A 14,825-nucleotide genomic window follows, 5' to 3' on the forward strand; every position below is an offset into this window, starting at 1 on the left:
CGAGGCGTTCTCCCGCCCCGGAACCACGTCGATCGTGCCCTGGGCGTGGTTGGTGTACCAGCCCGCGTCGTCCCACTGCCGCCACCGCACATCACCGGTGTGGAAGTTCTTGTCGACCGGGATGACCTTGCCGTGTGGGTACTGCGGGCTCATCAGCACCGTCCCCGACGACACCGGCCGGTTGTGCCGGTCCAGTTCGATGACGGTGGCGTCGAGCTGTGGCTGCTGGGAGATGGGCTTCGCGTCGTCGGCGGCGGCCAGCAGCCGCGCCTGCTGCTTCGGTGTCTGGGCGTCCTTGTCGACGGAGTTCGCCCGCAGGCTGCGGGCCGCGGCGGCCGTGGTCGGCGGGTCGGTGTCGAGGACGTCCTGGAACCTCAGGCCGTCCATCGTCTGCTGGAGCTTGTTCGCGATCTCGCTAACGGAGCCGTTCTTGGGCCTTGCGGCCGCCTGGGCCGGCGCGATGGCGGCGCCGATCAGCGCGCCCGCGGCGGCGAGGCATACGACGCTCCGCCCCCAGATTCGAGATTTTGACATGAGGTCAAGGTAGCCAGAAGATCGTTTTGGTAACGACCGAATCGCGAAGTTCGACGATCTTGTTACACCCGCCCCGGCGCGGGCTGTGTCCGCGCCGGGGCCGAGGTCACTAGGAGAACCAGCGGTGGGGATGCCGGGTCAGGCTGTAGCCGGCGACGCCCGCCACGGCGGCCAGCACGCCACCGCCGATCGTCCACCACCAGCGGGTCGACGGCCAGGAGAACGAGAACCAGCTCTTGGCGCGCTGGACCGGTTTCGGCGCCGAGCTGACCGCCGACGGGTCCGCCGAGGGCATGGCGTCCGGGGCCACGGTCGCGCCGGGGTTGACGGCGGGCGACAGCGGGGCCTTGAGGTGCGCGCCGGACGGCTCGGCGTTCCCATGCTTGGCGCTGATCCGCAGCCGTACGTCGATCGGCAGGCCGAGGCCCTGCTCCGGCAGGTCGGCCGCCGCCAGCCGTACGAAGTAGGTGCCCGGCAGCGGGTCGCTGGACCAGGGCTCGGCCCAGGAGCGGATCTGCCGCAGCGTGCACTGGAGCGAGACCTTGGCCGCGCCGGACTGCGCGGTGACGGTCTGCGGGCCCGCCGTGCAGGCCTGCCGCCGGCGCAGCCCGTCGAAGACCTCGACGTTCCAGGTGCTGGCCCCGAGCCGGTTCGAGTCGGTGGGCAGGGTGATCGTGACGGCGATCCGGTCGGTCTGTCCCGCCGCCGCGGCGAACGACCAGTAGAGGTAGTCGCCGGTCGACGCGGACAGCCGTACGGACTGGCCGGGCTGCACGGTCGTGGCGGTGAGGAACGACGTTCCGGCGGTGCCGATCGTCGTACGCGGCTTGGGCGACGCCTTGCCGCCGGCGAAGGCCGGTCCGGCGGTGGCCAGCGCGAGGGCGGCGGTCGCGATCGAAAGGGACAGGAGTCTCGTGACGCGCACGGTCAGTTCTCCTTCCAGATGGCGATCCGCCAGCGGGCGAGCCAGCCGACGATGAGCCCGGCGACCAGGCCGGCGGCGGTGAGCACGACGAGCAACAGCCAGCCGCGGCCGAGGTCCGGGCCGTTCGGCGTCGGCGAGGACGGCACGACGTCGACGGTCAGCTCCAGCGGCATGCCGGGCGTCGTCCGTACGCCGGGCGGTGCGGCGAAGGAGTTGCTCACGACCAGGCAGACGGTGCCGGCCGTGGACCCGCCCGTGCCCGCCGACGCGGAGGCGCTCGGCTCCGACGAGCCGGTCGGCCGCTGGTCGGACCAGCGCAGCCCGGTGGACAGGACGTCGGTGCGTCCGCTGCTCGCGTCCGTACCTCGCACGAGTTCCTGGCCGTCCTGGGACGTCGCGCGCAGCAGCACCCCGTAGTCGGGGTTCAGTCTGCGGTCGAGGGCGACGCTGACGGAGGCGCGCAGCTCCTGCCCGGGGCCCACGGGGACGCGGTAGTAGCGGTGCTCGCTGATCCGTTCGCGGTCGGTGTACACGCCGGGCGACAGCACCGGGGCGTTGGTGCACTGGGTAGCGCCCGTGACCTGCTGCGGGGTCCGCTGATACGTGCTGCCGGCCCGGTGCACGAGCTGGTTGAGCCGGCTGGTGAGCTGCTGCTGGTGCTGGACGGCGGTGTACGTTCCGCCGGTGGCGTCGGCGATGCAGGTGAGCTGCCGCCGGACCTTGTCGTCCAGGGTCAGCCCGAGCGTGTCGATGACGAGGTGGGTGCCCTGCGCGGCGAGCTCGCGGGCGACGTCGCACGGGTCGGGTGGCGCGCAGGTGTCCTCGCCGTCGGTGATGAGGACGATCCGCCGGGTCGTCTCGCCGGTCCCCAGATCCTTGGCGGCGGCGCGCAGGGCGAGCCCGATCGGCGTCCAGCCGGTGGGGCGCAGCGTCGCGATGGCGGCCTTCGCCTCGACCTTGTTGACCTGGGCGACCGGGCTGATCTGCTTCGTATCACGGCATCCGACGGACTGCGGGCTGCCGGGGAAACGGTAGCGGGACCCGAGGACCCGGATGCCGAGCTGTGTCTCGCCCGGCAGGGCGTCCACCACTTCGTCGAAGGACTGCTGGGCCACCGAGATGCGGCTGCGTCCGTCGATGTCCCGAGCCCGCATCGAGCCGCTGACGTCCAAGACGAGCTCGACCTTGGGCGGCTCCGTGGCAGTGGCCTTGGCGGCGCGGGCGGGGGGCGCGCCGAACATCGCCAGAGCGGCCAGCATGCACAGCAGGCCGGCCGCGGACCGTCGTCTGATGATCACCCGAGGATCCTAATGATCATCAGATGGCGCGCTAAATCGGAATCAGGACCGCGACTCCGTGCCGTGCATGCCGTACCGCTCTTGGTCCGACGGGCGGGGCCCTTCGGGGCCGTCGCGGCCGACGCGGAGCATCCGCGAGACGCGCACGATGCGGAACCTGCGGTCCAGCACCGCGAACTCCGGCCCGCTCATCGCCTCGATCCGCTCGGCGGCGTCGTTCCACTCGGCGATCTCCTCGGGCGTGGCGGGCTCGCCCTGGAACTCCAGCAATCGGGGCAGCAGCTCGCTGAAGTACTTCGCCAGGTGCGTACGGGCCTGGCCGGGGCCGTCCGCGCCCGTGAGGGGGTCCCAGGAGTCTCCCTTGATCTCCACCACGGTGTAGGTCGGCGGGAGCAGGACCACGCCGGGGTGGGTGCGGATCGCGTGCCGGGCCTCGATCTGCACCGTCTCGGGGACGGTGCCGGGGATGGGCAGGTGCCCGACGAGGTTCAACCGCAGCTGCGCCTCCCACTGTCCCACCGGCGTCCGCGGCTCGATGAGGTGGTCCTCGAGCATCCGGGCGCCGTACGGAGGGTCGGTGTCGGTGGGCCGCGGCGGCTCCATCAGCCGCTGTCCGATCAGGGTGAACTTCTCGATCCTGATCACCCGGTAGCGGCGGTCGCCGATCTCCCACTCGTCCTTGGGGAGCTGCTTGCCGTCCTCCGGGTCGAGCCGGTCGGCCGCCGCGCGCATGGCGCGGGCGGTCTCCGGATCCTCCTCGTCCTTCGACCCCCTCCGCAGGGCGGCGGCCAGGGAGTACCGGGCGCCCTCCGGATCGCCCGCGCCGACGCATCCGATGCGCCACTCGGTGCCCTTCTGCACGGCGTACCCGAAGTCGGGCGCTCCCGCCGGGAGGAGCTTGGTGAAGGTCCGGATGCGGTCCCCGAGGTCCCGATCACGCATCGCGGCGACCGGGTCGAGGTCCGCGACCACATTGATGTAGTCGTATCCAGGCATTAACGGAAAGGACATGGCCCCATCTTTACCTGCGAACTCCAGGACGCGCATCACTTTTCCCGGATCCACGGAACAAGTGGATCCGCGCAATGATCTCCCAGATCAGCGGGATCGATGATGCTTTTGACATTCTGGGCGGCGACGGATTTACGGGTTATGTCGTTAATGGCCATAAAGGGGGTTGCTGGCGCCGCTATACCGACCCCGTGATCGATATGTGCCCCGGCCCGGCCTCGGTGTCCAGGACGACGTCGGCGCGGTCCCACGTCGTCTCGCGGGCGAGCAGTTCGGCCTCCTGCGCCGCCCACCGCTCCCAGTGCGGCGCGTAGGCGTCACCGTCGCGGTCGAGCGCCCGCCGCCGACGGGTCCGCTCCCCCGCCTCCAGCCAGACCAGCACGCTCGCGTAGCCGGCGGCGCGACGCGCCCCGGCCCCGACGCCTTCGACGATGAGCAGCGCGGGCGGCGGAAGCTCGATCGGCGTCCGCCAGCGCGCGGTCGCCCAGTCGTACCGCGGGACGTACGCGGCGCGCCCGGCGGCCAGCGGGGCGAGGACCTCCGCGACCAGCAGGTCGACGCCGCGCTCGAGGCCGTCCCAGCCGCCGTAGAGGTCCTCCAAACTCACCACCGCCGCGCCCGTTTCCCGGTGCAGCGAGGCGGCGAGCGTCGACTTGCCGGAGCCGGACCGACCGTCGATCGCGACGACGCGTGTCCGGCCGGCGCGGACCGGCGCCGCACGCACCAGCGCGGCCAGGTCCTGCACCCGCCGACGGTCGATCTCGCTCACAGGCCCATCGGCCGTCACCCGTGGACCATGGCCGTGATGTCCGCGAACAGCCGCTGCGCGGCGGCGGCCGCCTCGTCGGAGGTCAGGTCCATGTTCTGGATGAAGCCGTGCACCAGTCCGGGCTCTCGCCGGTGCACGGTGCGGACGCCGGCCTCGGCCAGCCGGTCCGCGTAGGCGTCGCCCTCGTCACGGAGCGTGTCGTGCTCGGCGGTCACGAGGATCGTGTCCGGCATGCCACGCAGGTCAGGGACGAAGAGCGGGCTGGCCGGAACGCGCGTCGCCGGATCGGGCGTCCACTGCTCGACGGCCCAGGCGAGGAAGTCGGCCGCCGGCCCGTAGTCGGCGCTCTTCTCCTGGACGCTGGGCCGGGACAGCGTCAGGTCCGTGTTGGGGCAGATGAGGATCTGTACGCGGGGCAGCGGGCCGCCCTCGTCGCGCAGCCGCAGGCAGGCCATCGTCGCCACGTGGCCGCCCGCGCTGTCGCCCGCCACCGCCACCGGCTCGACCCGGCGCAGGACGTCGACCACGTCGTCGACGGCCGCCGGGTACGGATGCTCGGGAGCCCGCCGGTAGTCCACGGCCAGGACCTCCACGTCACACGCCTCGGCGATGCGCCGGCAGGTCCGGTCGTGGGTGTCCAGGTCGCACATCACCCAGGCGCCGCCGTGGACGAAGACGACGAGCGGCCGCTCCTCCTCGGACGGGCGATAGTGCCGCAGCGTGGGTCCGTCCGGCCCGCGCACGTCCTCGACGCCGGCCATCTCCGGCCCCCGGGGCCGCGCGCCGGCCCGGCGACGGCTTCCATCACGCAGTTCGTTCAGATCGGGAACGGCCATGAGCAGCGATCGTAGCCGCGTCGTAACGGTTAATTCGTTCGTGCCGGTGGTGGGCGGTCGGTCAGACTTGCCGTCTGTGACGTTCCTTCACGTGTTCGACATGGACGGGACCCTTCTGGAGGGGACGACCGCGAGCCTGCAGATCGCGCGGCACGTCGGGTCGGCGGACGCGCTGGTCGAGTTGGAAGAACGGTTCGCGGCCGGAGGAATCGACACGCGCGCCTTCTCGTCCGCCCTCCCCACGTTGTGGCGGGAGCTGACGCCCTCGGACGTCGCCGCCGCGTTCGCCGCCAGTCCCTGGCTGACCGGGATCCGGGAGGTGTGCGCGGACATCCGGACGCGCGGGGAGCGGTCGGTGGTGATCACCATGTCGCCCGACTTCTTCGCCCGCCACCTGCTCGACCTCGGCTTCGACGAGGTGGTGGCCTCCCGGTTCCCGGCCCTGCCCTTCACGGAGCCGCTCGATCCGTCGAACGTCCTCACTCCGCAGGACAAGGTCCGGATCGTGGCGGAGATCTGCGCGCGGCACGACCTCACGCACGCGCGGTGTGTCGCGTACGGCGACTCGATGTCCGACGCTCCGCTGTTCCAGCGGCTGACCAGGACGGTGGCGGTGAACGCGGACCACCACCTGGCCGACCTCGCTGCGCTCAGCTACCGCGGCAGCGACCTGCAGGAGGCGTACGCGCTCGGCCGTTCGCTGCTCGTCACCGCGCCGGAAGGAACGGGCTCGGCCGACCGTGCCAGGAGATCATGAGGGTGTCGCGCGCGCGGGTGGCGGCGACGAACAGCAGCGACCGGGCGCGCTGCGTCTCGCGGCGGTGGCGCTGCGGATCGGTCGCCCGGTAACGCTCCACGTACGTGTTCGGTACGAGGCCGTCGGCGACGCCGCCGAGGATCATGTGCTGATATTCGAGCCCCTTGAAGCGGTGCATCGTGCCGACGTGCACGACATCGTCGAGCTTCGGGCCACCGGGGCCGATGGCCGCCGCGGGGATGCCCGCGCGGGACAGGCGGCTCTCGACCTCGGCGACCATGTGTCGTTCGGGCACGCAGACGGCGATCGACGGGCTGGGACCGTCGATGAGTTCGGTGACGTGAGCGGCGATGGCGTCCAGCTCGTCCGCCCAGGAGGCGGACCGCACGAAGGTCGGACGTGGGCCGCGGAGGATGGAGCGGTAGCCCGTCAGATCGTCGGTTCCGTCGTCGAGGTCGTCCCATGACTCGTCGCCGAGGAGGGCCAGCGCGGAGCCGAGGATCTCGTGGGTGGTCCGGTAGCTGAGCGTCAGCTTCGACGAGCGGCCTCGGATGTTGATCCCGAGACTGCCGAGCGACACGTGGTTGTCGTAGATCCGCTGGTGGGTGTCGCCGACCAGGAACAGGTCGTCGGGGCCGGGCGGGACCATGGCGCGCAGCATCTTCCAGTGCGCGGCGTTCAGGTCCTGGGCCTCGTCGACGACGATGTGGCGGTACTGATACCGCAGCCAGGCTCCCGACTGGTCGGCGCGATGGATGACCTCGCCGTGCTCGGCCCGGTCGGCGGCGTACTTGTCGATCCTGGCGGCCTGCTCCATCTGGATCCGTGCCGCGCGTTCGGCGACCTGCCGGTAGGTCCAGAGGTTCTTCTGGTCGAGCCGCATGGTGAACTTCTCGACGAGCTGCCAGATCTCGGCCCGCTGGGCCCGGCCGAGGTTACGGCCGCGGCCGGCCCGCCGGGCACGGAAGTACTCCGTCCGGGAGTTGACGGCCTGGCCGAGGATGACGTGGCTCCACTCGGCGTGCAGGAACTCCGCGTCCCAGGTGGTGCCGCCCAGGTCTCTCAGCATCTCCTCCCACTCCTGGATCGCCTTTGCATCCTCCAGCCAACGCCGCTTCCCACCCGGCTCGGCATCGGTGACGATCTTGGTCGCAAGCTTGTCGATGTTGACGATGTCGACGCGGTCGGCGATCTCCTTGCCGCCGAGTTCGAGGAGACGCTTGCGCAGGTCGGCGGCGAGGTTCTTGTTGAAGGTCGTCAGCAGGACGGGCTTGTCGTGGCCGGGGCCGAGGCGTTCGACGAGGTGCCTGACGCGGTGCAGGGCGACGATGGTCTTGCCGGTCCCCGGACCGCCGCTGACCCGGGCGGGCCCGTTGTAGCGGCGCTCGACGAGCTTGCGCTGGACGGGATGCAGGAAGACCTTCCAACCGGCGAAGTCCCCGTCGAGGACGGCCTGCAGTTCGACGTCCTCGCTGGTGACCCGGGTGGCGGGCCGGTCCAGCGCGGCGGCGTAGTCCTGGTCGTCGACCGGCTCGTCGACCTTCTCCGGCGTGGTGACCTGGTCGAGTACCTCGTCGTAGCTCTTGCCCTCATACAGGCAGAGAAGGACCTCCTCGGTGAGCGCCGGGGCGTATTCGACCAGGCCGAGCAGCTCCTCCTCGGTCGTGATCTTCTTGATGAGCGGCAGCAGCGGTTCGGCCACCCCCAGTTCGCGCAGTTGCTCGTCGGTGTACTGCGCGAACAGCGGTTCCGGCCCGGAAGGCCGGATCGCATCGTCTCCTCCGGAGACACCGCTCTCCACGGTCCGCAGGTCGACGAACTCGATGCCGCCGGTGACCGGGTTGATCTGGTACGAGTAGCGGTCGAGGTTGTCGTAGACGTCCTTACGGTGCCGGATCGCCACGAGGATGTAGTCCTGCCCGCCGGCGTGCAGCAGCAGGGCCCGGTAGTCCTGGGTCACCCGCGCGGAGTACAGCCGCGAGTCGCCCTGGAGCTGCTTGAACTGCAGCCCCGGCGCGTCCGGGTTCTTCTTGAACTTGCTGTGGAACTCGTAGATGGCGCCCTTGACGACCCGGGGGAGCTTCTGGATCTCCTTGTCGGCCTTGTGGAGTACCCGCAGCGTGGCTCCGTCCGTGGTCATGAGTCGCTCGCTCATGCGTCTCCTCCGATGAGACCGGCGAGTTCTTCGGCGGTCCAGTCCGGCGCGGTCCGTACGTCCCATCCCGCCGCCGCGTAGGCCGCGTAGCAGTCGATCGCCTCCTGGTCGTCGCCGGCCAGGGTGACGCCGACCTTCGCGGCGGGCCACGCGAGTTCGGCCTGCCAGGCGTGTTCGCCGAGTTCGTAGCCCACCTCGGGGACGGCGGCACCGAGCGCGATCAGGTCACGTACGAGGTCGGGGAGCCCTGGCTCGTCCGGGTCGAGCAGGTCGACGACCTGGGCCCAGGGGCCGTCGGGCACCCGTTCGTCCGTGGCACCCGGCCCGCCTCCGGGTTCGGGGGACGGGGTCTCCTCGGGTGACCCGCCGCCGGACGGCTCGCTGTCGTCGTCCGGCGGCAGGCCGAGCGAGCTGAGCAGGCCGGCGCCGCCGGTCACGGCGAACGCGGACGGATCCACCCCGGCGAGCCCGGTGTGGGCGAGTTGTGCACCGTCCCCGGCGCCGTTCGACAGGAACTGCAGCAGGTTTCCCCAGTACAGCCAGGCGCGCCAGCGCAGCCGGTGCGCGTCCTCGTCCGCGTCGATGGTCGTGGCCAGGTCGTCGATCACGGTGATCGCCGTCCACGAGCGGTCCGAGGTGCGTACGACGATGGTGAGCGGGCAGCCCGCCTCGTCGCGGGCGCGTTCGAGCATGAGCGCACCGGGCGCGGCGGGCGGGAGGGGGTCGCCGCGCAGGGAGGCCAGGAGGCGCTCGCCGATCCCGTCGGGTCCGGAGGTCGTGCGCTCGTTGCCGGGCCGACGGAGCATTCCGGCGACGGCGGCGACGGCGCGCCGGTGCCACAGCCGGGGGTCGGGCTCGGCGAGGAAGGCCAGCAGGGTGTGGACGGGGTTGGTCCAGATGAGGTCGGGCAGCTCGGCCGGGTCGCCGCCGAGCTGGAGGTAGACGGCCTGGGCGTTGCGCTGCGCGTTGCCCTGGTAGGGCCGCCACACCGGCGTCCGCGGCGGCTCGCCGGTCTCCCATTCGGCGATGTCGTCCCAGGTGAACTGGAAGACCTGGCGGCCGTGGGCGCGCAGCCGGGCGCGCTTGTCCGCGTCGTCGGCGAGGCGGTTCGCGCCGGGCGCGGCGTGGTACTCGTAGCCGTCGAGGTAGACGGCGACCTCCAGCGGCGCGGCGTCCAGCCGTCTGAAGACGACGTCGGGCCGGGTCCCGCGGATGGTGTTCTGCAGGATGACCTGCCAGTGCACGATCGACCCGTCGGAGGCGGTGACGCGCAGGTCGGCGGTGCGCTGGTCGTTGACCCGCCCGGCGAGGCTGAGCGTGCGCCGGTCGTCGGCGGCGGCCCAGGCCTTCAGCAGGGCGAGGAAACGCGCCTCGAGCTCGCTTTCGACCTGGTCCCACAGCGAGATGTCATCGGTGCTGGAGACGGAGTCGATCCGCCAGTCGTCGAGAAGTTCGCGCAGCATCTCCACGGCGAGGCCGCGGTCGGCCAGGTCGAAGTCGTCGCCGTGGACGTGGGACAGCAGGCAGCGGTGGCAGGCGGCCTTGCCCTCCTCCTCGGCGCACGGGCAGGTCGCCACGACCTCCAGGGCCGCGTCGAGGACCTTCCGGAAACCCTCCCGGGACGCCATGCGGTGGAGGTAGCCGGTGCCGCCCGGCAGCGAGTCGTGCAGGACGACGTACCGGCGGCGGTGCCCGGTCGGCGGGTCCGGCATCGTGGCGATCACGACGCGCAGGTGGTCGGGGTCGCCGCCGTACACCTTCGCGACGCCGGCCATGAGCGCGGCCTGGAAGGTGACCGTGCGCTCGGCGAGCATGGTCGTGGCGGCGGGGACGAGGATGCGCAGCGCCTCGGTGTGCAATTCGTGGGCGAGGATGAGCGGGACGTGCCGCACGGCGGAGCCGCGCCGCTGCGGGCACCAGGGCCGGTGGTGGTTGTCGGGCGAGGAGTCGTAGCCCGACCCGGTGGTGCCGTCGAGGTGCCCGGCGGCCTGCGGCGGCCCGTCGGCGGTCGCGCCGCCGCAGGTCTCGCAGACGTGGAACGCGTTGATCCGTTTCAGCTCGCCCGCGAACGCGTCGCCGGCGGGCCGGTCCATCCGGGCGGCGCCGAGGTTGAAGGTGCGCACCACGGCGCGCCGGGCGAAGTCGACGCCGAAGGTGCGCTTGGCGTGCCGCCACGAGCCGGGGGCGATCTCGTCGGCGGGGATGTCCACCGCCACGGCCTGCTCGTAGTAGCAGCGCAGCCGTTCGTCCTGGTCGTCCCGGATCTTCGCGTCCTCCCGCAGGTCGTGGGCGGTGACACGGGTCGGCACGAGCACCTGGTGCAGCGCGCTGCTGTCGCCGATCTTCTCGTTCCGGCAGCGGGGGCACGGCGCGGTGTCCTCGGCCGCCGAGGTGACGCGGACGTACCCGCACTCCTGGCAGACGCGCCACTGCCGCCAGGCCGGGCGGTTCGCCGAGCCGATGTCCAGGCCGGAGATCTTGTGCCGGTAGCCGCGTACGTAGAAGTGGTTGCCGGGCGCGAACTCGGTCAGGGCGAGGGCGGCCGAACGCTCGTACTCGCGAACCTCACTGTGGTAGCGCTTCTCGTCCTCGCCCTGTTCCTCCCAGGTGAGGGTCGCCTCGAGGGCGGTCCGCGTGTCGATGAGGGAGTAGTTCGGCAGCAGGCCGAGCTCGACGAGCGCGCCGTGCGCGTCGCTGCGTCCGATCTCGCCGACGCGGTTCTGCACGGCCCGGCGTTCGGCCAGCAGCTCCCGTTTACGGGAGCGCTGCTGCGGGTCGGACTCCACCATCGCGTCGATGGCCGCGTCGATCACTTCGAGGCGGGCGCGCAGGTCGTCGAGGCGTTCGTCCCACTGCCGCCCGGCGGTCCGTACGGCGTCGCGGAGCCCGCCGGCCGCGAACTCCCGCAGCCGCGCCGCCGCCTCCGCGCTCACGCCGTCGCCGAACAGCGCGAGGAACCCGTCGGCGAGGGCCTCGCCGTGCCCGATCGCGGCCTCGGCGAGCCCGGTCAGCCAGCCGGAGTCGCCGAACAGCACCGACGCGAGCCGAGGCAGCGGCAGCACGCCCGGCAGCCGGTCGCGGGCGGCGAGGTCGATGAGGTGGGCGGTGTACTGCCGGCGCAGGATCTCGACCGCAGACAGGTGACAGCCGGGCGGCACGATCTCCCCGTCGATCATCTCGAGCGGGTCGGCGAGGTAGTACCGGTCGCGCGGGCGTCGGCCGACGAGGGTGAGCACGAACGCGTTGCCGGTGCTGCGCCCGGCCCGGCCGGCGCGCTGCACGTAGTTGGCGGGCCCCTTCGGCAGCGACCCGAGGATGACGGCGGACAGGTCGCCGATGTCGATGCCCAGCTCCAGCGTCGGGGTCGCGGACAGGACGTTCGGGTCGCTGTAGCGGGTGCCGTCGCGGAACGCCCGTTCGACCTTCTCCCGCTGCGGGCGGGTCAGCGCGCCGGTGTGCTCGGCCGTCACCACGTGGAACGGCACGCCCCGGAGGTAGAGCCGCCGGTAGTAGTCGTCGGCGTAGCCGGGATCGACCCGGACCCGCAGCCGGCCGGGGCAGCGGTAGCGCGGGCAGGGCGCGTCGAGCCATTCGCGCATCCGGTCGGGGTGGACGGTCTGCTCCCAGTGGCAGACGTCGCAGCCGACGCCGGACTCCTCGACGCGGTCCTCGTCGAGCGGCCGCACCTGGATGTGGCCGGGGCGCAGCCCGTACACGACGGTGGCGCCGTCGGCGGCGGTCCGCTTGGCGATGACGGCCTCGTCGGCGAGCAGATCGAGGACGCGGCCGAGGTAATGCGTCGCGTCGTCCGCGTCGAGGCCGAGGCAGCGCCGGGTCCAGTCCTGGTACCAGTTCTGCCGGCCGGGGACGGTGTCGAACTCGGTCCGCTCCTTGCGCCGGTCGAGCAGGAAGCGCGGCGCGGACAGGCCACGGGGGAAGGCCGGCATGCCGTCCGGCCGCTTGCCCCAGATGGTGCCGTAGCGGCGGGTTCCGGCGTGGGCGATCCAGGGTTCGAGCCAGGCGTGCTTGACCGCGCCGCGCATCCGCAGCCGCTCCAGCAGCCCGCGGAGGTACGCGACGTACATCTCGGGCTCCGGCAGGCCGGTGAGCCGCGCGGGGCCGCGCAACTGCAGGTCGCGGGCGAGCGCGGCGATCCGCTCCGGCTCGTCGAGGACGACCTCGGCGGCGGCCGTACGGGTGAGTTCGAGCGTACGGCCGAGGCGGGACCGCAGGCCGAACTCCATGACCGTGGCGAACGCGAGGCGTTCGCCGATGAGGTCCCACGTCTTGTCCGAGCCGCCGCTCTCCCCCGCCAGCAGCGCGTCGACGTCCTCGCGGTCGTGCAGGTCCGGCGGGACGACCGACGGGAGGTACTTCGGGTCGCACGCCTCCTTGACGACGTCGGAGATCAGCTCGTTGAGCGGCTTGGGCAGACCGGGTTCGAGCGCCATGGCGAGCAGCAGCCGCAGCGAGAAGCCGTACGACCGGTTGGCCACGAACCCCGCGCGGTGAGCGGCGTCCTGAACCGAGTCGTTGAACAGCAGGGTCTTGCGGCGTTCGGCGTCGAGCTGGCCACCGGTGAACAGCTCGGTGATGGCGACCGACGCGAGCGCGGCCAGGCCCGCGCCGAGGAAGCGGGTGCCCTGGTCCATGCCGCAGGCGGGGCACTGGTCCTTCTGCGCCGCGCCGTTCGACTCCTTGGTGTGCGCGAGGTCGGCGAGGACGAAGACGTCACGGAAGTCGCTCTGTTCGGCCCGGCGCAGGTCTGCCGGGTCGAGCGGCCGGACGTGCCGGCCGTCGGCCCGCAGGACGAGGACGGGCGGCCCCTGCCGCCCCTCGGCCTGGGCCCGGACCTCGCTGGGGGTGGCGGTGATCAGCGGCCGGACGAGCTTCTTGTCGGACGTGACCCCGGCGCGGTAGATCTTCGCCGGCTCGGTGATCAGATCGTGCGGGTCCTTCTCCGGGGAGATCGCGGCCCACCCGGACCGGCCGCAGTGGCGGCAGTAGACCGCGGGCAGCAGGTCCCGGCCGGCGCCCAGGATGGTCGACTCGGTCTCCAGCGGCGGGGGAGCCTCGCCGTACCAGGCGAAGCCGGGCTTGCGGCCGACCGCGCGCAGCAGCCGCGACACCGACCTGACCCACAGGTGGGTCTGGATGTGCAGCAGCGGCGCCCGCTCGTCCTCAGGGTCCCGGGCGATCGACAGCAGCGCGACGTACCGCGCGAGCGCCGCGGCGGCCTGCCGGGGCTGCAGCCGGATCGCGGTGCCCCAGTTGTACGCCCCGCGGCGCGGGAGCTGTTCGAGAATCCGGCCGAGCGTGTCGGGCTCGCCGTCGAGCACGTCGAGGACCGCGCTGGTGAGGATGTGCCGGCGCAGCACCCCGCCGAGCTCGGCGCCGGACAGGTCCGCCCGCCCGGTGACGGCCTCCATGATCCGCCCCATGGCCTCGTCGTCGCCGTGCGGGTCCGGGATGCTCGCGAGCTCCTGCGGGTCGGGCAGCGGCAGGGAGTAGTCGATGGGGTCGATGAAGTCGTCCGTGCCGCGCCGGTCCTCGGTGATGACGGAGTCCGCGGGGAAGGGCGTGCCGAACACCCGCTCCGCGACCTCACGGATCTTCGTCCCGTCGCCCTCGCCCAGGGTCGCGCTCGTGGCGACCGGGCAGATCCGCCCGAGCGGCCGCCCCGGCTCGCTCTGCCCGGTGGCCGCCGCGAACCGCCGCAGCAGCATGGCCACGTCGGTGCCCTGCGCCCCGTCGTACGTGTGGAACTCGTCCACCACGACGTACGCGGGCTCGGCGCCCTCCCACAGCGGCAGGTCGTCGGCGCGCTGCAGCAGCAGGTCGAGCATCTTGTAGTTGGTGAGCAGGATGTCGGGCCGGGTGCGCCGGATCTCGCCGCGCTGCGTCAGCACCCGCGGGTACCCGGTCTCCGGCGTGTCCCCGATGTACAGGCCGGCGGTGACGTCGCGCAGGTCGGGGAGCAGCAGCAGCTCGTTGAGCCGGTGCGCCTGGTCGGTGGCCAGGGCGTTCATCGGGTAGAGCAGGATCGCCTTCACCCCGGCCCGGCCCCGCCGTCGCTCCCGGCGGCAGTGGTCGAGGATCGGCAGCAGGAACGACTCGGTCTTCCCCGACCCCGTCCCGGTGGTGATCAGCGTGGGCAGCGCGTCGCCGTTCCAGGTGCTGAGCCGCTCGAACGCCCGCGCCTGGTGCCGGTGCGGCCTGAACCCGGGCCGCGTCCACTCCAGGTGCCGCTGCCAGCCATCCTCGGCCCGCCGGAACGGCGTACGGACGCGGAGGTACGGCCCGCGGAAGATGCCCAGCTCGGGATGGTCGAGGAAGCGCTCCAGCCCCTCGCGCACGTCCTCATCGGCGAGCGCGAACGTCGTGGTGAGGTACTGCGTGAGGTTCCACCGCACCTCCTCGGCGGCAAGGGTCGGCCTCACCGCCCGACCGCCCCGGCTGACCGCTCTGCGGTGACGGCTGGCGCCCTACGCGACTCGCAGTCTGCGTGCGGCGGCCGTCGAAGAGCCTCGGGACGGCGAT

The 14,825-nt window shown here is 72.2% G+C and carries 9 protein-coding genes; 1 reads left to right on the plus strand and 8 read right to left on the minus strand.

Annotated elements, in window-relative coordinates:
• From AB0K82_RS05890 to AB0K82_RS05915, 6 genes are all read right to left on the minus strand, one after another.
• On the minus strand, positions 1-534 hold a 534-nt coding region (locus tag AB0K82_RS05890), incomplete at its 3' end, for a hypothetical protein (protein ID WP_364393240.1).
• A 109-nt stretch (positions 535-643) separates the two neighbouring features.
• The gene (locus AB0K82_RS05895; protein ID WP_364393243.1) at positions 644-1,459 is read right to left on the minus strand and encodes a hypothetical protein; all 816 of its coding nucleotides are present in this window, start codon (positions 1,457-1,459) and stop codon (positions 644-646) included.
• Positions 1,460-1,461: 2 nt separating this feature from the next.
• Positions 1,462-2,757 carry a VWA domain-containing protein gene (locus AB0K82_RS05900; protein WP_364393245.1) on the minus strand — a complete coding sequence of 432 codons (1,296 nt, stop codon included), beginning with the start codon at positions 2,755-2,757 and terminating at the stop codon, positions 1,462-1,464.
• Between the two features lie 42 nt (positions 2,758-2,799).
• Positions 2,800-3,768 (minus strand): DUF5954 family protein, encoded by a 969-nt coding sequence (locus AB0K82_RS05905; RefSeq protein WP_364393246.1) that lies wholly within the window; start codon positions 3,766-3,768, stop codon positions 2,800-2,802.
• A gap of 178 nt (positions 3,769-3,946) precedes the next feature.
• Positions 3,947-4,537 carry a phosphoribulokinase gene (locus tag AB0K82_RS05910; RefSeq protein ID WP_364393249.1) on the minus strand — a complete coding sequence of 197 codons (591 nt, stop codon included), beginning with the start codon at positions 4,535-4,537 and terminating at the stop codon, positions 3,947-3,949.
• 14 nt (positions 4,538-4,551) lie between these two features.
• Complete coding sequence (locus AB0K82_RS05915; RefSeq protein ID WP_364393251.1) at positions 4,552-5,373, minus strand: alpha/beta hydrolase; 822 nt, start codon at positions 5,371-5,373, stop codon at positions 4,552-4,554.
• 76 nt (positions 5,374-5,449) lie between these two features.
• On the opposite strand from AB0K82_RS05915, the gene AB0K82_RS05920 reads away from it, so the two are divergent.
• Positions 5,450-6,130, plus strand: coding sequence for an HAD-IB family phosphatase (locus AB0K82_RS05920; protein ID WP_364393253.1), 681 nt, complete (start codon positions 5,450-5,452; stop codon positions 6,128-6,130).
• Here the strand turns inward: AB0K82_RS05920 and AB0K82_RS05925 are convergent.
• Both AB0K82_RS05925 and AB0K82_RS05930 read right to left on the minus strand, forming a co-directional pair.
• Positions 6,081-8,285 carry a UvrD-helicase domain-containing protein gene (locus AB0K82_RS05925; protein WP_364393255.1) on the minus strand — a complete coding sequence of 735 codons (2,205 nt, stop codon included), beginning with the start codon at positions 8,283-8,285 and terminating at the stop codon, positions 6,081-6,083. The genes AB0K82_RS05920 and AB0K82_RS05925 overlap by 50 nt on opposite strands.
• Positions 8,282-14,725: a DEAD/DEAH box helicase gene (locus AB0K82_RS05930; RefSeq protein WP_364393257.1), complete on the minus strand. Its 6,444-nt coding sequence runs from the start codon at positions 14,723-14,725 to the stop codon at positions 8,282-8,284. Before AB0K82_RS05930 ends, AB0K82_RS05925 begins: the two co-directional genes overlap by 4 nt.
• Positions 14,726-14,825: the final 100 nt, after the last annotated feature.

Origin of the sequence: Actinoallomurus sp. NPDC052274, assembly GCF_040679475.1 — a bacterium.
Taxonomy (GTDB): domain Bacteria; phylum Actinomycetota; class Actinomycetes; order Streptosporangiales; family Streptosporangiaceae; genus Actinoallomurus; species Actinoallomurus liliacearum.